This is a genomic window from Kribbella kalugense (assembly GCF_004365875.1).
GTDB classification, from domain to species: domain Bacteria; phylum Actinomycetota; class Actinomycetes; order Propionibacteriales; family Kribbellaceae; genus Kribbella; species Kribbella kalugense.
The window spans coordinates 1,692,917-1,713,852 of record NZ_SODF01000001.1 but is presented as its reverse complement, the minus strand read 5'-3'; the positions used below and the strand labels follow the sequence as shown (position 1 = coordinate 1,713,852).

Here is a 20,936-nt window from a genome sequence, read left to right as displayed (position 1 = left end):
GCTTCTAGCTGGGGGTTTCAGTGCATTCATTTGCACGAATATTTCTGTCGCTATGCCTAGTTCTGGGTATTGCGAATGTGGTTGCTCCGCCTGCTGATGCAGGCTCGGCCGGACAAAGCCGGAATGCTGCGTCCGCCGCCACTGTGCCCAGCACCGGGCCGGGTCAGTACGTACCATTGTCCCCGCCACAGAGAATGCTCGACACCGGAACGCATATCGGGGTGCCGACGACCACACCGGTGCCCGCTCAGGGCACGGTGACAGTTCAGTTCACCGGCCGCAACGGAGTTCCTGCCTCCGGCGTCAGCGCGATCCAGGCCAACATCATCACTATCTCGCCGACGGCTACCGGGTCTCTGTTCGCCTGGCCGGCGGGGGAGACGGTCCCAGCCGCACCCAACTTCTACTTCTACGCGAGCAGTGGATTTACCTCATCGGCATCGACCGTTCGACTGAGCGCGGCAGGTCAAGTCAGCTTCAAGAATGGCAGTGCCGGAACAGTCCGGATCCTTGCCGATGTCACTGGCTACTACACCGACGCATCGTCGCAGACGTCGGGTAACCGTTTCGTCCCACTGAAGCAGTCGCGGGTCATCGACACGAGGAACAAGATCGGCGTCACGACCAACACGCCGGTGCCGGCCAACTCCGCGATCACCGTTGCCATCGCATCCAAGGGCGGTCTGCCGGCAGCAGCGAACATCACTGCTGCCGTCGTCAACGTCACTGCGTGGTCGCCCACAGCCGCAGGCGGCTGGACGATGTACCCGGGTGGCAGCACACGACCGAGCGCGTACCACGGCAACTTCGCGGCCGGGAAGCCGTACACGAACAGCGCCGTTGTCCAGCTTTCGAGCACCGGCAGCCTGACGCTCTTCAATGTCGCGTCGGGTACGACCCATTACACCGTGGACGTTGTCGGCTACTTCACCGCCGCGACCAACCCCGCGGCGGTCTCACTGCGAGTCGTGCCTGTTGCTCAGCAGCGTCTGTTGGACACCGGATCCGCGGCCTTGGTGCCTGTCGGGGGCGTTCAGACTCTCCAGCTCTTCGGCAAGGCCGGTCTCCCGGCCAGCGGCGTTGCGTTCGCCGCGCTCCGAGTGACGGCGTACGGCTCGACCACCAGCGGGGAGGTCGTGACCTATCCGGGGAACGAGACCCGGCCGACCGCGGTGACGGACGTCGCCCCGCCGTCCGGCAACACGCTCTCCTACAACCTGATGTGGGCTCGCGTCAGTCCTACCGGAACAGTCAGCATCGTCAACGGCACAAACGCTGGCGTCCGCATGTACGTCGACATCCAGGCGTACGCCGTAGCGCCGGGCAAGCCGAATCCACCCACCAACGTGACTGGAGGGGCGCGCGACCAAGCGGTCGAAGTTCGCTGGGATCCGCCCGCAGACTCGGGCGATCTCGCGATCTCTGGGTACGACGTCGTGACGACACCTGGCGGTCAGATCGTGTCGAGCACGAGCACCTCGGTCGTCGTGCAGGGACTCACGAACGGCACGTCGTACACGTTCCAGGTACGCACGAAAACGGCAGCAGCTATGTCGGACTACTCTGCGGCCTCGCAGCCGATCAAGCCCGCCGTGCCCGCACCGCCTGGCCCGCCATTCATCACCAGCACACTCGGGCGGGACAGTTCAGCTGTGGTGACTTGGACGGCCCCGGAGGGCGCGGTCGATCAGGTAGTCGACTATCGCGTCACGACGATTCCGGCGACCACCACTGTGACGGTGCCAGGGGATGAGCGAACGGCGAACCTGACGGGCCTGACCAACGGCCAGCTCTACAAGGTGGTTGTGAGTGCGACCAACGCGAACGGCACGACGTCTTCTGCGCCGTCAGCCGTTACCCCGACTCCGGCTGAGGTTCCCTTGGTGCCGGTCGCGCTCTCGATCTTCCAGTTGGATGCTCGGTTGGACATTCAGTGGGTTCAGCCTGCGGATGGCGGCGCCGACATCATCGACTATGAGGTTGTCGCTGAGCCAGGCGACCACCGGATCGTGATCCCGGCCGGAACGACGGTCACCGGGTTCACCGGGTTGGACAACGGGACGGCATACACCGTTACGGTCCGTGCGAGAAACAAGGCCGGCAGCGGCGAATGGGCGCAGGGATCTGGTACGCCGGCTGCAGCCCGAGTTCCTGAGATACCAACCGACCTGCAGGCGTCTGTCACCGACAACGGCTCGGTCACGGTGGCGTGGGAAGCTCCCGTGGACACTGGTTCAGCGCCGATCAGCGGGTATCGCGTCACGGTCAATCCCGGCGGGCGCGTCATCGATACCCCATCTCCATCGGTGGTTGTCGATGGGCTTGACCAGCAGACGGAGTACACCTTCGCAGTCGCAGCCCTGAACACTCATGGCGTCAGTCAGCCGACAGCCGCATCGCAACCGATCAAGCCAACGGTGGAAGTGCAGCAGGCGCCAGTTGTGCTGAGTGCCGATTCGATGAGCCGGATAGCAAACGTGGGAACGACGAGCATCTCCGTCGTGAGCCCGAACGCGCAGCTCAGTGCTGTTCAAGCCGGCGACATCGTCGTGGCGACGTCGAGTGCGGCGACGCCTGAGGGATTGCTGCGCAAGGTGCTGCGGGTGGATAGCGGAGGCAGTGTTCTGGTGTTCCAGACCGAGGATGCTTCGTTGGAGCAAGTACTGTCCGACGGTGCGCTGGCGCGCAACATCAAGCTGAAGGACTCGGACGGCATGCAGTTCGAGCAGCAACTGCCTGGCGTTACCCTCCGGCATCCGACGATCAAGGGCAAGACGCTGGTTCAGGGAGCGCCGCGCTCGCGCGCTGGCAAGGCCGGCACAGTCGATCCGACCTTCGGTCTGCACGACGGAAAGATGGTCTTCGAGTTCGCGGGCGACGTCGACCCCAACGTCCACCTGGAGGCGTCGGGTGAGCTCGATCCTGAGTGGCAGGCCTATAGCCACCGAGACGGCAGCCAGTACGTCAGCGCTTTCACGATCAAGGCCGACACCGACGTTGAGTATCGGTTCGACGCGGAGATCTTCAAGAAGGAGACCGAGCGCCGAATCCCAATCGGTCACCTCTCCGGCGGCTGTGTGACGGTGCCGATCGGCAGGGTGCCCGTGGAGATCTGCCCGGGTGTCGATCTCTATCTGGTCCTGACGACCGACGGCCGCGCCGGGGCAAGGGTCATAGCGCGGACCTCAGGGCAGTTCGGTGTGGACCTCCAGTGGCGGGACGGTCATGTCGTTCCGGCGCCGTTCGGCGAGCAGGCGTTGAGCTCGCAGCCCGAGGCGATTCCGTTCGGGAACGTCGAGGAGACGCTCGCGCTGGAACCGGACCTGGCGCTGAGGTTCTACGGGTCGACTGGGCCGTTCCTGACCGCCAAGCCGTATCTCCGCGCCGAGGCAGACACCGATAAAGATCCGTTCATAGGTGTGTACCTCGGAGTCGAGTTGGGTGCAGGTCTCACTGTGGACCTCTTCACGAAGAACCTGGTGCACTGGGAAGCGCCGGAGCTGTTTCGCTGGGAGAAGCCGGTCTGGGATTCCGGCGGCCCGATTCGCAACGTCTTGATCGATCCGCCGAGCACCCAACTCGCAGTCGGTGAACACGTAGACCTGAACAGTCATGTCTATGGCTATCCAGACGCCCCGGCGACCTGGAGCGTTGAACAGGGCCCGGGCACCATCGGCGCGGACGGCGTCTACACAGCTGTCCAGGACGGGTTGGTGAAGATCAAGGCGGCCGTTCCAGGGGATGCGACCCGGCCTGATCTCCACGCTGAGGCTGCGATCTACGTCGGTCCGCATGCGCCGTCCGCGCCAAGAGACGTGGCAGTCAGCCCTGGAAATCTCGCTGCCAACGTCACCTGGCGAGAGCCTGAACAGTCGGGCGGTAACCCGATCGATCACTACGTCCTGACCACGGCGCCCGACTCCGGGACCCATACCGCCCCGGGCTCGACTCTGAGCGCGGTGATCGGCGGCCTGCGTGCGGGCGTGAACTATGTGGTCAGTGTCTACGCAGTAACCAGCGCGGGCCAGAGTGATCCCGCCACCTCCGATCCGGTCGTGGTGGGTACTCCGCTGCTGGACAACCCTGGGGCAAACGACCTGATGCGGGGTATGGCCGGTACGACAAACTCGATCCCGGTGGAACTCTCGGATGACGGTCGCTATGCGTTCTTCCCGCTGAGCATCAGGCCGGACGAGGTCGCCCCGCCCGGCATTCCGCAGGACGGCAACTTCTACCTGGTCCGCCGCGACCTCGCCACGGGGCAGATCGAACTGGCCTCGAGGCAGCCAGACGGCAAAACGCCGCAGATCCTCGCCACGTCGCCCGCAGCCGGACCCGAGCTGGACTCGGCGAGCTCGTCAGATGGGAGGTCGATCGCCTACGTCGTCGACTCCGACGGTCCAGCCCGTCGTGTCCTGGTCTATGACTTCGCCACACAGAGAGTGTGGTCTGCGGACACCGGAGTTCCCGAAAGAATTCTGAGGATGGATCTTTCCGCAGCCGGAAACGTCGTAGCGCTCGGTACTGCGGGGGACAATCCGTCAGACCCGCAGCATTCGAACAAAAAGGTGTTCCGCGTAGTGCAGGGTGGCGCAGCGACACGGATCGATATGTGTACGTCGACCACCGTCTGCGACGCCGCCTACTTTGTTGCCTTGGCCGGCGATGGCAACACCGTCGTTTACGACATGGGCGTTAACAACAACCAGAGCCCGTACTTCAACGCAAACAATACGTACGTCTTTTACAACGCCTCGACCGGACAGTTCACCATGCCTTACTTCAAGCAGGGTGGACTGCCGTTCGGTGCCGAGTTCAGCAGGAATCTCCAGTACTTCGTCGGCACGGTAGTAGTTGGATGGCCGAATCCTACGGAGGCGGCCACTGTCGTCAAACGGGTTGGAACGGGGGTGGTCACGGAAGCAGACATGATCGAGCGCGGATATCTCTGGGACCACCCTGGTCTGCCGCTGGCGATCAGCGACGATGGCAAGATCGTGGCCTATGGTCCTGGTCCGGTCGAGGAGGACCCACCACCATCGCCGATGAAGTTCGTGGTGCGCAATCTGACCACTGGAGTTCGCACGGAAATTCAGGATCTGGGCATCTGGGCAACCACCGGTGTGTCAGGAACGAGCATGGCGCGGGACGGAAGTGTGGTTGCGTGGACACCGGGGCGGTCCTTCGTCGAGCCGACGCAGCCGCGGCATCCGATGGGGCAGCGGATCGGGTAGTTCGTACGGTCTGTTAGACACAGAACCGCCCCGCACCTGTTGAGGTGTGGGGCGGTTTTTTCGTTCGGTCAGAGGGGGTTGGCGGACCAGGTGTCGCAGGCGGTCATGTCGCCGGAGTCCATGCCGGTTTTGAACCACTTCATTCGTTGGTCGGCGGTGCCGTGGCTGAAGGACTCGGGGGTTACCTGGCCCTGGGTCTTCTGCTGGATGCGGTCGTCGCCGACAGATGCGGCGGCGTCGAGGCCGCGGGCGATGTCGTCGTCGGAGAGTTCGGTGATGAGCGGCTGGCCGTTCTTGCCGGGGACCGTGGTGGCGTGGTTGGTCCAGATTCCGGCCAGGCAGTCGGCCTGGAGTTCGGAGCGGACCGAGTCCGAGGTCGGGCCGTTGCGGGTCTTGATCCGGTCGAGGATGCCGTACAGGTTCTGGATGTGATGCCCGTACTCGTGCGCGACGACGTACGCCTCGGCGAACTCACCGCCGCGCGCGCCCAGGTCCGTCTGCAGCGTCTTGAAGAACCCGAGGTCCAGGTAGACCCGCTTGTCCGGCGGGCAGTAGAACGGACCGACCGCGCTGGTGGCCGGACCGCAGCCCGTGTTCACCGAGCCGTCGAAGACCCGCATGGGTGCCCGCGTGTACTTCTTCCCGCGCCGGGCGAGCTCCGCCGACCAGAAGCTCTCGATCGAGTTCTGGTAGAAGACGAACCGGCAGTCGGAATTCGACTGGAGGTCCGAGCCCTTCTTGCAGGAGTCGAGGTTGCCGGCTGCTGTGTTCTGCGTGACCGGTTCGTCGGCGCTGCCACCTCCGCCTGGCAGGCCGCCGGACAGGAGCACGATCACGACCAGCAGGATGATGCCGCCGATGCCGCCGCCGACCGGGATCATCCCGGTCGGTAGCCCACCGCCGCGGCCGCCGCCGCCACTGCCGCGGGTGTCCTCGACGCCACTGGTGTCGAGATCCGCATCCGGGTTGAATTTCACGCCACATACACTAGACCTGAGGGCGGGAGATTTCGGCGTGACGCGACACCGCCTCCTGCCCAGAGTCATGCCCAGTAACCCAGCGTAAGGACGCCCCCGCACCCCGATGATCACTGTCTCCAATCTCGAGGTTCGCGTCGGTGCCCGCCAGTTGCTCGCGCCCGCGTCGTTCCGGGTCGGCCCGGGCGACAAGGTCGGCCTGGTCGGCCGCAACGGCGCCGGTAAGACGACGCTGACCAAGATCCTGGCCGGTGAGGGCCTGCCCGCCAGCGGTTCGGTGACCAAGTCGGGCGAGATCGGCTACCTCCCGCAGGACCCGCGCACCGGCGATCTCGAAGTACTCGCCCAGGACCGGATCCTGTCGGCTCGCGGTCTCGATGACGTCGTACGCCGGATGCGTAGCGCCGAGAAGACGATGGCCAGCGCGGACGAGAAGACTCGTGCCAAGGGCATGCGCCGGTACGAGCGGGCCGAGGCCGACCTGCATGCCGCCGGAGGGTACGCCGCCGAGTCCGAGGCTGCTCGTATCGCGGCCAACCTCGGTCTCCCGGACCGCGTACTCGGCCAGCCGCTGGCGACCCTGTCCGGTGGTCAGCGCCGTCGCGTCGAGCTGGCCCGGATCCTGTTCGCCCAGGCCGAGACGCTGCTGCTCGACGAGCCGACCAACCACCTGGACGCGGACTCGATCATCTGGCTGCGCGACTTCCTCAAGTCGTACGCCGGTGCCGTGATCATGATCAGCCACGACGTGAACCTGCTCGAGGAGACCGTCACTCGGGTCTTCCACCTGGACGCGAACCGGGCCGAGATCGACGTCTACAACGTCGGCTGGAAGGCGTACCTGAACCAGCGCGAGACCGACGAACGGCGTCGCAAACGTGAGCGGGCGAACACAGAGAAGAAGGCCACCCAGTTGGTCGACCAGGCGAACAAGATGCGCGCCAAGGCGACCAAGGCAGCCGCCGCCCAGCAGATGCTGCGCCGCGCCGAGCGGATGATGTCCTCGCTCGAGGACGAGCGCCAGGCCGACCGTGTCGCGCGCATCTCGTTCCCGACCCCGGCTCAGTGCGGGAAGACGCCGTTGATGGCGCGGGAGCTGTCCAAGTCGTACGGATCGCTGGAGATCTTCACCGACGTCGACCTCGCGATCGACAAGGGCTCGCGGGTCGTCGTACTCGGGCTGAACGGCGCCGGCAAGACCACCCTGCTGCGGATCCTCGGCGGGATCGAGAAGGCCGACACCGGCGAGGTGATGGACGGCCACGGCCTCAAGCTCGGGTACTACGCACAGGAGCACGAGACGCTCGACGTGAACCGGACCGTGCTGGAGAACATGAAGACCGCCGCTCCGGATCTGAACGAGACCCAGGCCCGCAGCGTGCTCGGCTCGTTCCTGTTCACCGGCGACGACGCCGACAAGCCCGCGCGAGTGCTGTCCGGCGGCGAGAAGACCCGTCTCGCCCTGGCCACGCTGGTCGTGTCCGCGGCGAACGTCCTGCTGCTCGACGAGCCGACCAACAACCTGGACCCGGCATCCCGCACGGAGGTGCTGAACGCGATCCGCTCGTACACCGGCGCGATCGTCCTCGTCACCCACGACGAGGGTGCAGTCGAGGCCCTCGAACCGGAGCGCGTCGTCCTGCTCCCGGACGGCGTCGAAGACCTCTGGTCCGCCGACTACGCCGACCTGGTCTCGCTCGCCTGATTACTCCGCAGTAATGTTCGGTCCATGACGGATCTCGGACTGCGGTTGACGGTGGACGGGCCGGTGGCTCGGGTGGTGCTGGATCGGCCCGAGGTGCGCAACGCGCAGACTCCGGCCATGTGGAGCGCGCTGGCCGACTTCGGTACGGCGTTGCCGCCCGAGGTCCGCGTGGTCGTCGTGTCGGGGGAGGGGCCGTCGTTCTCGGCCGGACTCGATCGACGGCTGATGATGGGTCCTGCCGTCGACGGTCAGGAGCCGCTGCTGACGCTGGGCGCGAAGCCAGAGCCTGAACTGCTGGAGCTGATTGCTGCGTTCCAGTCCGGGTTCTCCTGGCTGCGGCGTCCGGAGATCATCAGCATCGCGGCGGTCCAGGGGCACGCTGTCGGGGCGGGGTTCCAGCTGGCGCTGGCCTGCGACTTGCGCGTCGTGACCCCGGACGCCCGCTTCAGCATGCGCGAGCCGGCCCTCGGCCTGGTTCCCGACCTCGGCGGCACGCAGCCGCTGGTCCAGTTGGTCGGATACTCGCGGGCGCTCGAGCTGTGTACGACGACCCGTTGGGTGGAGGCGGCCGAGGCGCACGACATCGGCCTGGCGAACATCGTCGTACCCGCCGAGGAACTGGCGGCGACGGTGAAGGACCTGACCGAGGCCGTGCTCGGCCCACTCCCGGGTGCGATCCGCGAGACCAAGGCATTGCTGCTCGGCGCTGCGGACCGCACCTACGAAGACCAGCTGAAGGCTGAGCGCGAGGCTCAGTCCCGACGACTGAAGGAACTCATCGCCGCCCTCGGCTAGTGCCAGTTGCTGACCAGTACGTCGTTCGGCGCGGGCTCGCCCTTGCCGGTTTCGACGTACTGCTTGAGGCTCATCAGGAACGTGGCCCACTTGGTGCTGCAGTGGTACATGAACTCGACCGGCTCCCGCCAGCCTTCCTGCTTGAACAGCACGATCGTGTACTCGTCGGTCTGGGAGAGCGCGAAGCTGACCTCGGTGCCGATCCACTCCTCGGGACCGCCGACGACCTCCCAGCGGACCAGTTCGCCGGGCTTGGTCTCGAGGACCTTCATGTCGAAGCCGTCGCCGCCGGCGGTGGCGAAGCGGAAGGCGATCACTCCGTCCGGATCGCCGACGGTGTCCTCGGTCCACCAGCCGGCCAGACCGTCGATCGTGGTGAGTGCCGCGAACACGTCCTTCGGGGACGCGATGATGCCAACGCGGTGCAGGATGTCGCTCATGGGTCTGCCTTTCAGTTGTCTCGGGTCTTCTGGATCGTCTCGGCGATCCGCTTGATGCGCTGCAGCCGCCGGTCCCAGGCTTCGGTGACGTCGGACAGCTGGCTGATCGCGTGGGCGAGCTGCGACTCGTCCACGGTGTAGCGACGTTCGCGACCGGACGGCGTGGAGTGCACGAGTCCGGCCCGGTCGAGTACGCCGAGGTGCTTCGCGACCGCTTGCCGGGTGACGGGCAGCTGGTCGCTGAGGCTGGTCGCCGTACCGCCACCGTTGGCGAGCAGCAGGTCGAGCATCCGCCGCCGGGTGGGGTCGCCGATCGCCGACCAGAGCTCGTCGTCGATCACGGCCGATGCACCAGCCGGTCGACGTACGGCGTGAGGCGGGGCAGGAAGTAGTTCCAGCCGCTGGTGTGATCGTGGTAGACCTCGTCCGATTTCGCGGCCTCGTCGTACCCGGTCTCGGCGAACCGCAGTAGCGTGCCGCCGTCGGACGGGATCAGGTCGAACGTGACCAGCAGCGAGTTGCTCGCCGTGGCGACCTCGCCGTCGTAGTCCCACCGGAACGAGAACCGCCGGGGCGGGTCGGCCTCCACGACCGTCAGCGCGACGACCTTGGTCTCGTCCTCGCGCCGGAAGGTGATCGTCCCGGTCGCGCCGGCTGTCGCGTCGAGGTCCGCGTCGTCGGGCCACCATTCGCGCAGGTGCTCGGGCGAGCTGACCACCTCGTACACCACCTCGGGTGCGGCCTCGACCCGAATCTCCCGCTCGATGCTCCTGCTCATCACACTGATCCTTTCGCAACCTTTGGTTGCAGATGACTCTAGACCGGATCCGGTCGACGCGCAACCAAGAGTTGCGGGAAGCGGGCGACGACCTCGAGTGTTATGAAGGTTCACGACAGGGAGGGGGCCGGAATGTCCGGACCGATGATGCGCGGCGGTATGGGCGCGGTTGGCTGGCGGCGCCAGGACGCGTCCGTCGTCGGCAAGAAGCTGGCGAAGGGCACGTTGCGGCGGATCGTCCGGTTCGCCAAGCCGTACCGCTGGCACATCACGGCGTTCATGCTGCTGGTGATCGTCTCGGCGGTCCTGGTGATCGCGTCGCCGCTGCTGTTCAAGAAGATCGTCGACGACGGCATCACGAAGGGGAACGCCGGCCTGGTGACCGCGCTGGCCCTGGTCGTCGCGCTGCTTGCGGTCTTCGAGGCGTTGCTCGGCCTGGTCCAGCGTTCGTTCTCGGCGCGGATCGGCGAGGGACTCATCTTCGACCTGCGGACCAAGGTGTTCTCGCATGTCCAGCGGATGCCGATCGCTTTCTTCACCCGGACCCAGACTGGCGCGCTGGTGTCCCGTCTGAACAACGACGTGATCGGCGCCCAGCAGGCCTTCACTTCCACGCTGTCCGGCGTGGTCTCGAACATCATCAGCCTGATCCTGGTCGTCGGCGCGATGCTGGCGCTGAGCTGGCAGCTGACCTTGGTCGCGATCCTGATGCTGCCGGTCTTCCTGATCCCGGCCCGCGTCCTGGGTCGCCGGCTGGCCGCGATGACACGTGAACAGATGAACCTGAACGCGGAGATGTCGACCGCGATGACCGAGCGGTTCAGCGTCGGGGGAGCGCTGCTCGTGACGCTGTTCGGTCACCCCTCGCTCGAGAACGAGGACTTCGGTGAGCGCGCCGGCCGCGTCCGCGACCTGGGCATTCGGATCGCGATGCTCGGCCGGGTCTTCTTCACCGCGCTGACCCTGGTCGCCGCGCTGGCAACAGCCTTGGTGTACGGCGTGGGCGGCAACCTGGCCGTCCGTCAGACGCTGACGATCGGGACCCTGCTCGCACTCGTCGCGCTGCTCGGCCGGCTCTACGGGCCGCTGACCGCGCTCTCCAACATCCGCGTCGACGTGATGACCGCGCTGATCTCGTTCGAGCGCGTCTTCGAGGTGCTCGATCTCGAGCCGATGATCACGAATGCGCCGGATGCCGAGGACCTCCCGGCGGGCGCCGCGAGCGTTGAGTTCGAGCACGTCGCTTTCGCGTACCCGACGGCCGAGCAGGTCTCACTGGCTAGCCTCGAGTCCGTCGCCGTACTGGACAAGCGGGCTTCGGCTCAGGTGCTCGAGGACATCAGCTTCGCCGTACAACCTGGTCAGATGGTCGCTCTCGTCGGACCGTCCGGGGCCGGTAAGACCACGATCACCAACCTGGTCGCCCGGCTGTACGACGTGACCGGGGGAGCGGTGCGGATCGGCGGTCACGACGTACGGGATGTGACGCTGCAGTCGTTGCACGACACGATCGGGTACGTCACGCAGGACGCGCACATGTTCCACGACACGATCCGGGCGAACCTGCGGTACGCCAAGCCGGACGCGACCGAGGTCGAGATGATCGCGGCGCTCGACGCGGCCCAGATCTGGCCGCTGGTGTCAGCCTTGCCGGACGGGCTGGACACGGTGGTCGGCGATCGTGGTCACCGGCTGTCCGGTGGCGAGCGGCAACGACTCGCGATCGCCCGGTTGTTGCTGAAGGCACCGAAGATTGTCGTACTGGACGAGGCGACGGCGCACCTGGACTCCGAGTCGGAGGTCGCCGTTCAGCGGGCGCTGGACACGGCCCTGGAAGGGCGTACGTCGCTGGTGATCGCGCACCGGCTGTCGACCGTGCGGAACGCCGACCAGATCCTGGTCGTTGACCACGGCAACATCGTCGAGCGCGGCACGCACGAGCAGCTGCTCGCGGCCGCCGGCGAGTACGCTGATCTGTACCACACTCAATTCACCGAATCTGGTACGGCGGCAGGTGTCTGACCATGATCAAGCTGGCGTTCGTCCTCGCCGCGGGGTACGCGGGTTTCAAGCTCGCGTACCACTCCGAGGACGGCCGCCACTACGGTGAGACCGGGGAACGCGTCGTCCGGACCTCGCTGTCACTGCTGATCGCGAGCCTGGCCGGCGGCGTCACCTACGCGGCCTTGCTCTCCCACTAGCTGGCTGCGGTTTTCTGCGGGTCCTGCTCCAGCAGGTGCAGCACGGGTACGCCGAGGTGCCGGCGGGCCGAGTTGGTCCAGTCCAGGTGGAAGAACTCCGCGACCACGTGCTGGCGGGTCAGGATGATGACTTCCTGGCCCTGGACGTGCTTGACGGTCGCGATCAGGGCGTCGATCGGCCGGTCGTGCGAGATCCCGCCCTCGGCGTGCTGACCGAGATCGCGCAGCCGCTCCACGCTGCGTCCGGTGCAGCCCTTGGCCTCGCTGTCGATCGCCTTCTGGGCCTCGGCGAGATCCTCGCGCTGACCGGCCAGGCCTGGCCCGTAGAGGTCCGCCGTACCGAGTGCGCTGATCGAGGCTTCGACGCCCGCCTCGGCGTTGTGGCACGGAACGAGCACGTGGTAGTTGACCGGCTCTGGCATGTCATCGTGCAGTTCGACGACGCGTTTCGCGTCGGGCTCGGACAGTTCCTGTTCGACGAGCAGTACGACGTCGTACATCGCGCAACCTCCGGTTCTTACCAGTCGGTATGCCTCCATAGTGCCCCGGTCCGACCCGGAAGTATTCATCTAGATCGTTGCAGTTTCCTCTGTCCGTACGTTCGCAGCGCGCGAAGCAGATCTATCTCGCGGAATGCGGGCCAGTAGAGGTCGCAGAACTCGATTTCCGAGCGGGTTGCCTGCCAGAGCAGGAAGTCCGACATCCGCAGCTCGCCGCTGGTCCGGATGACGAGTTCGGGATCTGGCAGGCCCGGCACGTACAGATGCCGGCCGATCTCCTCCTCGCTCAGCGCGTCCGCGACCTCTTCGAGCGATCGGCCGCCGTCGGCTGCCTCGTCCAGGATTGCGCGGACGGCGTCGACCACCTCGAGCCGGCCGCTGTAGGCGATCGCGAGCGTCAGATCTGCCGCGTCCGGGCGGTCGCGAGTTTCCTCCACGGCCTCCTTCAGCGCGCGAGCCGTTGAATCAGGCAACAAATCCAACTGGCCTGCGACGTGCAGCCGCCACCTGTGGTCTCGCCGGACATGATCCGCGAGCACGGTCTCGGTCAGGTTCATCAGGTAGTCGACCTGGGCAGCGTCGCGTTTGCGCAAGTTGCTTGGCGAGGCCACCCAGGCCGTGACGCACTTGATCCCGGCATCGGCGCACCAGCGCAGGAAGAGTTCGAGGTGTTCGGCACCGAAGCGGTGACCGATGCGTACGTCGTCGTACCCGGCGCCCTTGGCCCAGCGGCGGTTGCCGTCCATCGCGATCGCGACGTGCTGCGGCATCGGCAGACCGGCCAACTGGCGCCGGAGGATGCGCGTATACAGGCGGTACAGCATCAGCGTTGGGCGCTGGAGAGCACGTCGGCCAGGTCGAACTTGATCGGCTCCTCCAGCTGCTCGTAGGTGCAGGACTCGGGCGTGCGGTCCGGGCGCCAGCGGACGAACTGCGCTGTGTGCCGGAAGCGGATGCCTTCCATGTGGTCGTACCGGACCTCGACGACCCGCTCCGGCCGCAGCGGTGTGAACGACAGGTCCTTGCCCGCCTGCCAACGGCTACCTTCGGCGTTGCGCGGCGTACGGACGCCTTCCTCCTGCTTCGCCCACGCCCACGGGTGCTCGTCGAAGCTGGTGACGAGCGGCTGCATCTCCTCGAACAGCTCCTTGCGGCGCTCCATCGGGAACGCGCCGATCACGCCGACGCTGGCCAGTGTGCCGTCGTGGTTGTACAGCCCGAGCAGCAGCGAGCCGATCCGGTCCGGGCCGCTCTTGTGCAGGCGGTAGCCGGCGACCACGCAGTCCGCCGTACGCTCCGGCTTGATCTTGAACATCACCCGCTTGTCCGGCACATACAGCCCGTCCAGCGGCTTCGCGATCAACCCGTCCAGACCGGCGCCCTCGAACTGCTCGAACCACTGCGCGGCGGTGTCCGGATCGGCGGTCGCGGGCGTGACGTGGATCGGCGCCTTCACACCTGCGAGCGCGTCGAGCAACGCCGTACGACGTTCGCTGAACGGGCGCTCGGTGTAGTCGTCGTCAGCGAGCGCGAGCAGATCGAACGCGACGAACCGGGCCGGGGTCTTCTCCGACAGCATGTTCACCCGACTCGCGGCCGGGTGGATCCGCTGCTGCAGGACCTCGAAGTCGAGCCGGTCGCCGGACTCGCCGATCACGATGATCTCGCCGTCGATCGCGCACCGCTCCGGCAGATTCGCCTTGATCGCCTCGACCAGCTCGGGGAAGTACCGGGTCATCGGCTTCTCGTTCCGGCTGCCGATCTCCACCTCGTCCCCGTCCCGGAAGATGATCGACCGGAACCCGTCCCACTTGGGCTCGTAGCTCAACTCACCGCGCGGAATCTCCTTGACCGGCTTGGCAAGCATCGGTTTCACCGGCGGCATCACAGGCAGTCGCATCCCTGCATTCTGTCCCACCCCACCGACAGTCACCAGAAACACCTCTGGTGGACAGTGAACCGGCACGCCACGGACAATGCCCTTATGACGTCGGTGCCGGTGGAGGGGACGCGTCCGTCGGACGCGGAGCGGGACCGTGCCCTCGCCGTACTGCGGGACGGCGCCGGGTCGGGCCGGTTGTCGCACGACACCTTCATCCGGCGGATGAACTTCGTCCTTCGCGCCCAGAGCCGCGGCGAACTCGCCGACGCGATCCGCGACCTCCCGCGGAGCGAACCTCGCCAGGGCTGGACCCGCAACCTACGCGGACGCCTGCCACGCCTGAAGGTCGAAAGCTCGGCGTCCCCGAACGCCCGTACCGGAGCGCATCAGCCCCGGCCCGCACAGGTCGCCCGCCGCGCCCCGCGGTTCGACCCGGTTGGCGTGGTCGCCTCCTGGCTGGACGCGCTTCCGCGCTTCTCGTTCGTCCGGCAGCCAACCGCCGTACCGCTTCCCGCGCTCGCCCTACCCGCACCCGGTACGTCGACCGTGCGGATCGGCCGTGGTCCCGGTGCGACCCTCCGACTGGCCGACGTCTCCGTGTCCCGCTTCCACGCCGAACTCCGGCACGTCGACGACGGCTGGATGGTCCGCGACCTCGGCTCGATGAACGGCACCTGCGTCAACGATCTCCGCATCACCACCACCGCTCGCGTCCGGCCCGGCGACCGAGTCAGCTTCGGCGCCGTCGCCTACGTCCTGACCTGGACCGACTGAGGACTTGCATCCGGTACTTCGGTACGGGTTTACCGTCGATCCATGGACGATCACCTGACCTGGGTCCCCGACGCCTGCACCCTGCCGACCGCGGACCGGCCGTTCCGGATGGCGGAGTTCGACCAACTGTTCGCCGACCACCTCCGCGGCGCCGATCGCGTGGACGCGCAGACCCTCGACGTCACGCTGACTCCCGCCTCCCGCGAGACGGTCGCCGACCTGACCGCCCGCGAGACCGAGTGCTGCTCATTCTTCACCTTCACCCTGAGCGAGTCCGCTGACGAACTCCGCCTACGGATCACGGTCCCGCCGACGCAGACCGCCGTACTCGACGGCTTGAGTGAACGCCTGTGAGATCGAGCGAGCTCGCCGCTGCGGCCGGCGTCAACCTGCAAACCCTGCGGTACTACGAACGCCGCGGCCTGCTCGACGAACCGAGCCGGACCCGTGGCGGGCACCGGATGTACCCATCGGAAGCAGTCACGACCCTGCGCGTGATCAAGGCGGCCCAGCGACTCGGGTTCACCCTCGCCGAGGTGTCCGACCTGCTCGACACCGCCAGACATCGCCACGCCCGCGGCGAGGGAGCCGGACTGCAGACGCGAGCCCGCGAGAAACTGCTCGACGTGGAAGCCAAGATCGCCGACCTCACCGTCATCGCCGACACCTTGCGCGCAGGCATCGCCGCCGGCTGCGACGACCTCCAAACCTGCGCCGGCAACCCCGACTGTCCCCTCCCGTTCCCCGAGATCGGCCGTGCATGACGGTCCTCAAGTCCGTCCTCCTGTTCGTGCTGGCGGCGATCGCCGAGATTGGGGGAGCCTGGCTGATCTGGCAAGGCTGGCGCGAACACCGCGGCCTGCTCTGGATCGCCGGCGGAATAGTTGCCCTAGGCGCCTACGGCTTCGTCGCCACCTTCCAGCCCGACCCCAACTTCGGCCGAATCCTCGCCGCCTACGGCGGCATCTTCGTAGCCGGCTCCCTAACCTGGGGAGTCCTGGTCGACCACTTCAAACCCGACCGCTGGGACATCACCGGCGCCGCCATCTGCCTGCTCGGCGTAGTCGTGATCATGTACGCGCCCCGCAGCTCGTGACGATGGAAGCCCTGTACCCGGAGCCGCCGCATCTGACGGTTGCGGTGTGGGTGGCTGGGGACGAGGAGTTGGCTTTCCCGCGTGCGTGTGACGTCGCGCGTGAGTTTGGGTGTGTGCCGTCGGGTGTAGTTGAGGTTGCGCCGCGGGGGCGGCGGTTTGGGATGGTGCAGGATCTGGAGGACCGGTCGATCGTGCGGCTCGGGGGTGCGGAGTTCGAGTCGGTGGTGCGTGGCGGGGACCCGGTGTCGCGGGCGTTGAAGGCTGGGTATCGCGGCAAGGGGTTGGGCACGGTGATCGTGGAGCATCTGTTCGGGACGGAGGTGGAGACCCATCCGGTGGCCGTCTCGTTGTCGGCCGGCGCATTGGGATTGCCCGAGGGGCTGTGGACGTTGAAGGACCGGAAGGCGGCGTACAAGCTGGCTGGCTGGGCGAGCGACGTACTGCGAGATCTCACCAGCCGCACCGGGGCCGTCTACGGCTCAATCGCCATCGAGGAAACCCTGCCGACTCCGAGCGCCCTCCGCGCCAGCCATTCGATCTCCAGCCTCCCTTTCCTCTCGACCAAGCTCCCAGCCGTCGTCCTGGACAAGTTCCACACCGCCTTCAGTCGGACCCAGCCTGTCGCTTGGCCGCACGGCATCTTCTTCCCCGGCTGGACCCCGTTCGCGAAAGACACCCCAGCAGCCGTCGACCGTACGGCGCTGACGGCAGCCTCGATGTCCCTCGGGAACACGCTGACCGCGCCCTGGTGATGAGTTGTGGCGTCCGTGGCCGTCTTACGTGTGAAAGGACCGCGCTGGACGGAAGGGTGATGTTATGAGTGTGGATGCGTTATTGGAGGGGCTGGGCGTGGGTGGACTGGGGGAGGTTGACGAGCCGGCGTTCTCTGGGATGGCGGAGCGGCATCGGCGGGAGTTGCATGTGCATTGCTACCGGATGCTGGGGTCGTTCGAGGATGCCGAGGACACGGTGCAGGAGACGTTTCTGCGGGCCTGGCGTAGGCGAGAGACCTACGAGGGGCGGTCGACGTTCCGGGCGTGGCTGTACCGGATTGCCACCAACGCCTGCCTGGACCTGCTCGACAAGAGCCGCCCGGAGCCGGCGACCGGCGGTGAGGTGCTGTGGCTGCAGCCGTACCCGGACCAACTGCTCGACGAGCTCCCCGCGGCCGACGCGGACGAGCCGGAGAGCGTTGCGATGGCGCGGGAGACGATCGAGCTGGCCTATCTGGTCGCGGTCCAGCACCTCGCGCCGCGCCCGCGGGCCGTGCTGATCCTGCGGGACGTGCTCGGCTGGCCCGCAAAGGACGTTGCGGACCTCCTCGGTGACTCCGTCAACTCCGTGAACAGCGCGCTGCAGAGGGCCCGCGCCGGCATGCGGGAGCACCTTCCCGCCGAGCGTCAGGACTGGACCGGCGGCGACGAGGACGCCGGCACACGCGACCTGGTACGCCGCTACACCGAGGCCAGCGTGGCCACGGACGTCGACACGATCACCGCACTGCTACGGGACGACGTCCGCTGCTCGATGCCGCCCACCCCCGGCCTGTACGTCGGCCGCGACGCGGTGGTGCACGACTGGATCGAGAGCGGCTTTGAGGACATGAAACACCTCCGCGCCGTACTCACGTCGGCGAACCGTCAGCCCGCCGTGGCCTTCTACATGCGGCAGGAGGAGGGCACGTACCTGCCGCTCACGATCGACGTACTGCGGGTGACCGGCGGGGCGATCGCCGAGATCATCACCTTCCACGCCGACCAGTTCCCGCGACTCGGCCTGCCCGAGACCCTAGGGATGCCATGAACAGCATGAATGACACCGGAGCCGTCGCGGCAGCGGGCCGGACAAACCACACCCGCGGCCTCATTGGCACCGGCTTGCTTGCCACCCTCGCGGCGATGGCGGCAACGACCGTCGCCGCCGCGCTGGCCCGGGCCGGTGGCGTCGACTTCGAGGTCCCCGATGGTGGTGAGACCATCCCGGTGCCCGGATTCACCGTGGTGACAGGCTTCTTCTCGGTCGTTGGCGTCGTCATCGCCGCCGCTCTCGGGCGTTGGAGCACCCGCCCCGCCAAACGATTCGTGCAGACAGCCTTGCCGCTGACCGCGATCTCGTTCGTCCCACCCCTCCTCGCCGGGGCAACAACCGCCACCACCGCCGCCCTCATCGGCCTGCACGTCATCGCTGCCACGGTGATGATCCCAACCCTGGCCCGGAGCCTCCGCCGGGCAGGCTAGCGATGGCCCAATCGTTCGAATCTTCTGGGGGTCATGACGTGCAGGCTCAAGCCAGTAACAGGCTTCTGATGTCGAAGTCGGAGGTCGCCGCTCGAAGGAATTCTGGTTCCGCAGCCAGCGAGTTGTGGGTCTGGGTCATCCCACTGAAGGCTGGGAACTTCAGCCGGGTGACGCAGCCCGCGAACGGCTGATCGCCCAGTCGGAGCAGCACCAGGCGGCGGCGGACTTGTTCTTCGTGTCGGACGACTACTGCGACGGCGAAGGAGCTCCGCCACCCGGCCTCCTGATGCCTGACGAGATCCGCTCCAAGGCCGCCGAGCTCGCCGTACGACTGTGGTCGGCGATGGTGGAGGACGAGGAGCGAACTCGCCTACCACCAAGCACTCCTCATGCCGAGCTCTCTGAGGGGAGTTGGGGAGGATTCTGCGCCGAATCGGGCAGGAAATCCTCCCCAACCCGGCCTGTGGGGGAACGACGAGGCCTGTCAGTGGTCGGCTATGTTCTGACCGGCCTTCAGGAATGGGTCGAAGGAACCGTGGGCGCGCGAGCCGTCCTTGGCTTGGATGATGTCTTGGGAGTACTGCGCGATGTAGACGCGGCGGTTTCGGTCGGTGAGGTTGGGACCGCTGCGGTGGATGACGACGCTGGAGAAGACGACGATCGAGCCGGCCGACGCGGTCATCGGGATGCCGGGGTCGGAGCCGAAGTAGCAGACCATGTCGTTCAGCTTCGGGTCGCGGATGTGCTTGATGTACGACTTGATCCCGGACCGCGAGTACGGCAGCAGGTAGACCGAGCCGTTCTCCTCGGTGACGTCGTCGAGCGCGATCCAGCAGGTGAGGTACGGCGTGTGGTCCTCGTGGACGTACCCGGAGTCCTGGTGCCACGCGAACGCCGTCTCCGGGTCGCCGGCCTTGATCACGTACTGCTCCCAGAACAGGTACGCCTCGTCCCCGAGCGTCTTCCGGCAGATCTCGGCCATCGTGTCGCTGAACAGGAACTGCCGCAGCTCGGGCCGGTCCTGGTAGATCATGCTGCTGAAGTACCGCTTGCCCCGGTGGTTGATCCCGAGCGAGTCCGTCCCCGCCTCGTCCATCGCGGCGTCGAGTTTGTCGATCGAGTACTGCGCTCCGCCGCGCAACAGCTCCAGTTGTTCGTCGGTGAGCACGCGGTCCAGCACGAAGTACCCCTCGTCGCGGAACTGCGCCAGGTGGTCGGGTGTGACCAGGTCGGTCATGAATCCTCCGCTAGATCGGCTGTACTACGACGCTAAGCCGACAGCGACCGGCAGAGAATGTCTCCCCGCGCGTCTCAGGGGATGAGGACGACCTTGCCGGTGGTCTGCCGGTCTTCGAGGGCCTGGTGAGCGGCTGCTGCTTCGGACAGAGGGAACGTTGTGGTCAGCGCGTGCCAGCGGCCCGAGACGGCCTCCTCGAGTGCGGCGGTCTCGAGGGTGCGGAGTTGGGCGGCCAACTTGGCTCCGATTGCCCAGTCGGCGGTGAGGCCGCGGGCCGCCAGCTCTTCGTCGGTGTACTCAATCGCGCCGCCACCCGACCAGCCGAACATCAGCAGCCGCCCGCCGTACCCGAGGAGGTCGAACGCGTGCTGACCGTTGACCCCACCAACCCCGTCGAGCAGGACCGTGATCTCCCGATCGCCCAGCAAGGCCTTCAGCCCGGCCACCCAGTCCGGATCGTTGTAGTCGATCGCGTACTGCGCCCCCAGCGACCGCACCAGCTCGACCTTGGCCGCACCGCCCGCCAACCCGATCACCGTCGCGCCCACGTTCCGCGCAGCCTGCACCAGGTAGCTGCCGATCCCGCCCGCAGCGGCAGTGATCAGTACGACGTCATCGTCAGTGAGCTGAGCCTGCGACAGGATCCCCGCGGTCGTCCGCCCGGTGCCGATCGCCGCGACTGCCTGCGCCGCGTCCACGTGGTCGGGAATCTCGTAGAGCGACTCGACCTTCGCTACCGCGCGTTCGGCGTACCCACCTGGCACCATGCCCAGATGGACGACGACACGTTTGCCGACCCAGGACGCGTCCACGTCCGGGCCGACCGCGCTGACCCGGCCCGCGACCTCGCGCCCGGGGATCGTCGGCAGGTCAGGGATCGGGATCGGGCTGTCGCCGGTCGAGCCCGACCGGATCATCGTGTCGACGAGATGGACACCGGCGGCCTCCACCTCGACGAGCACCATGCCGGTCTCGGGAGTGGGGTCGGGGACGTCCTCGTAGAGCAGGTTCTCCGCCGGGCCGAACGCGTGCAGTCTGATCGCCTTCATGCCCGGCAACGCTAGGACCTCAACGTTGGTT

21 protein-coding genes are annotated in these 20,936 nt (G+C 66.7%); 12 read left to right on the top strand and 9 right to left on the bottom strand.

Features of this window, described 5'->3' with window-relative positions; all coding sequences use genetic code 11:
- Positions 1 to 194: 194 nt before the first annotated feature.
- Positions 195 to 5,234: a fibronectin type III domain-containing protein gene (locus tag EV650_RS08080; RefSeq protein ID WP_134116881.1), complete on the top strand. Its 5,040-nt coding sequence runs from the start codon at positions 195 to 197 to the stop codon at positions 5,232 to 5,234.
- 68 nt (positions 5,235 to 5,302) lie between these two features.
- Here EV650_RS08080 and ypfJ read toward each other — a convergent pair whose 3' ends face one another.
- Entirely contained in the window at positions 5,303 to 6,211 is a 909-nt protein-coding gene (gene ypfJ / locus EV650_RS08075) for a KPN_02809 family neutral zinc metallopeptidase (protein WP_134116879.1), read from the bottom strand.
- A gap of 106 nt (positions 6,212 to 6,317) precedes the next feature.
- Here ypfJ and abc-f point away from each other — a divergent pair, with 106 nt between their 5' ends.
- The gene (gene abc-f, locus EV650_RS08070) at positions 6,318 to 7,916 is read left to right on the top strand and encodes a ribosomal protection-like ABC-F family protein (protein ID WP_134116876.1); all 1,599 of its coding nucleotides are present in this window, start codon (positions 6,318 to 6,320) and stop codon (positions 7,914 to 7,916) included.
- Positions 7,917 to 7,940: 24 nt separating this feature from the next.
- The gene (locus tag EV650_RS08065; RefSeq protein WP_134116874.1) at positions 7,941 to 8,711 is read left to right on the top strand and encodes an enoyl-CoA hydratase/isomerase family protein; all 771 of its coding nucleotides are present in this window, start codon (positions 7,941 to 7,943) and stop codon (positions 8,709 to 8,711) included.
- On the opposite strand, the gene EV650_RS08060 is transcribed toward EV650_RS08065, so the two are convergent.
- Genes EV650_RS08060 through EV650_RS40655 form a run of 3 tightly spaced genes read right to left on the bottom strand, consistent with a single transcriptional unit; the run spans position 8,708 to position 9,929 of the window.
- Complete coding sequence (locus EV650_RS08060; protein WP_134116872.1) at positions 8,708 to 9,151, bottom strand: SRPBCC family protein; 444 nt, start codon at positions 9,149 to 9,151, stop codon at positions 8,708 to 8,710. The genes EV650_RS08065 and EV650_RS08060 overlap by 4 nt on opposite strands.
- A gap of 11 nt (positions 9,152 to 9,162) precedes the next feature.
- Entirely contained in the window at positions 9,163 to 9,492 is a 330-nt protein-coding gene (locus tag EV650_RS40660; RefSeq protein ID WP_238174072.1) for an ArsR/SmtB family transcription factor, read from the bottom strand.
- A complete protein-coding gene (locus EV650_RS40655; protein ID WP_238174071.1) occupies positions 9,489 to 9,929 on the bottom strand; it encodes an SRPBCC domain-containing protein in 441 nt (146 codons plus the stop codon). The genes EV650_RS40660 and EV650_RS40655 overlap by 4 nt, the downstream gene beginning before the upstream one ends.
- Before the next feature lie 132 nt (positions 9,930 to 10,061).
- Between EV650_RS40655 and EV650_RS08050 the strand changes: the two genes are divergently transcribed.
- Both EV650_RS08050 and EV650_RS40300 read left to right on the top strand, forming a co-directional pair.
- Positions 10,062 to 11,951, top strand: coding sequence for an ABC transporter ATP-binding protein (locus EV650_RS08050; RefSeq protein WP_134116868.1), 1,890 nt, complete (start codon positions 10,062 to 10,064; stop codon positions 11,949 to 11,951).
- A gap of 2 nt (positions 11,952 to 11,953) precedes the next feature.
- Positions 11,954 to 12,130 (top strand): hypothetical protein, encoded by a 177-nt coding sequence (locus EV650_RS40300; protein WP_166678058.1) that lies wholly within the window; start codon positions 11,954 to 11,956, stop codon positions 12,128 to 12,130.
- Here EV650_RS40300 and EV650_RS08045 read toward each other — a convergent pair.
- From EV650_RS08045 to EV650_RS08035, 3 genes are all read right to left on the bottom strand, one after another.
- A complete protein-coding gene (locus EV650_RS08045) occupies positions 12,127 to 12,630 on the bottom strand; it encodes a hypothetical protein (RefSeq protein ID WP_134116866.1) in 504 nt (167 codons plus the stop codon). The two genes, EV650_RS40300 and EV650_RS08045, sit on opposite strands and share 4 nt — an antisense overlap.
- A 65-nt stretch (positions 12,631 to 12,695) precedes the next feature.
- Positions 12,696 to 13,454: a polyprenyl diphosphate synthase gene (uppS, locus tag EV650_RS08040; RefSeq protein ID WP_134116864.1), complete on the bottom strand. Its 759-nt coding sequence runs from the start codon at positions 13,452 to 13,454 to the stop codon at positions 12,696 to 12,698.
- Positions 13,454 to 14,530 carry an ATP-dependent DNA ligase gene (locus tag EV650_RS08035; RefSeq protein ID WP_134116862.1) on the bottom strand — a complete coding sequence of 359 codons (1,077 nt, stop codon included), beginning with the start codon at positions 14,528 to 14,530 and terminating at the stop codon, positions 13,454 to 13,456. Before EV650_RS08035 ends, uppS begins: the two co-directional genes overlap by 1 nt.
- 84 nt (positions 14,531 to 14,614) lie before the next feature.
- On the opposite strand from EV650_RS08035, the gene EV650_RS08030 reads away from it, so the two are divergent.
- The 7 genes from EV650_RS08030 (at position 14,615) to EV650_RS08000 (ending at position 18,619) form a co-directional block, all read left to right on the top strand.
- Positions 14,615 to 15,286: an FHA domain-containing protein gene (locus EV650_RS08030; protein WP_134116860.1), complete on the top strand. Its 672-nt coding sequence runs from the start codon at positions 14,615 to 14,617 to the stop codon at positions 15,284 to 15,286.
- A gap of 42 nt (positions 15,287 to 15,328) precedes the next feature.
- A complete protein-coding gene (locus EV650_RS08025) occupies positions 15,329 to 15,640 on the top strand; it encodes a hypothetical protein (RefSeq protein ID WP_134116858.1) in 312 nt (103 codons plus the stop codon).
- A complete protein-coding gene (locus EV650_RS08020) occupies positions 15,637 to 16,050 on the top strand; it encodes a MerR family transcriptional regulator (protein ID WP_134116856.1) in 414 nt (137 codons plus the stop codon). The genes EV650_RS08025 and EV650_RS08020 overlap by 4 nt, the downstream gene beginning before the upstream one ends.
- A complete protein-coding gene (locus EV650_RS08015; RefSeq protein ID WP_134116854.1) occupies positions 16,047 to 16,382 on the top strand; it encodes a YnfA family protein in 336 nt (111 codons plus the stop codon). The genes EV650_RS08020 and EV650_RS08015 overlap by 4 nt, the downstream gene beginning before the upstream one ends.
- A gap of 161 nt (positions 16,383 to 16,543) precedes the next feature.
- Complete coding sequence (locus EV650_RS08010; RefSeq protein WP_134116852.1) at positions 16,544 to 17,134, top strand: hypothetical protein; 591 nt, start codon at positions 16,544 to 16,546, stop codon at positions 17,132 to 17,134.
- A gap of 64 nt (positions 17,135 to 17,198) precedes the next feature.
- Positions 17,199 to 18,185 carry an RNA polymerase subunit sigma-70 gene (locus EV650_RS08005; protein ID WP_134116850.1) on the top strand — a complete coding sequence of 329 codons (987 nt, stop codon included), beginning with the start codon at positions 17,199 to 17,201 and terminating at the stop codon, positions 18,183 to 18,185.
- Between the two features lie 5 nt (positions 18,186 to 18,190).
- Positions 18,191 to 18,619 (top strand): DUF6069 family protein, encoded by a 429-nt coding sequence (locus EV650_RS08000; RefSeq protein WP_202874430.1) that lies wholly within the window; start codon positions 18,191 to 18,193, stop codon positions 18,617 to 18,619.
- Positions 18,620 to 19,103: 484 nt separating this feature from the next.
- Here EV650_RS08000 and EV650_RS07995 read toward each other — a convergent pair whose 3' ends face one another.
- Both EV650_RS07995 and EV650_RS07990 read right to left on the bottom strand, forming a co-directional pair.
- Positions 19,104 to 19,856 (bottom strand): phytanoyl-CoA dioxygenase family protein, encoded by a 753-nt coding sequence (locus tag EV650_RS07995; protein WP_134116846.1) that lies wholly within the window; start codon positions 19,854 to 19,856, stop codon positions 19,104 to 19,106.
- 74 nt (positions 19,857 to 19,930) lie between these two features.
- Entirely contained in the window at positions 19,931 to 20,905 is a 975-nt protein-coding gene (locus tag EV650_RS07990; protein WP_134116845.1) for a zinc-binding dehydrogenase, read from the bottom strand.
- Positions 20,906 to 20,936: the final 31 nt, after the last annotated feature.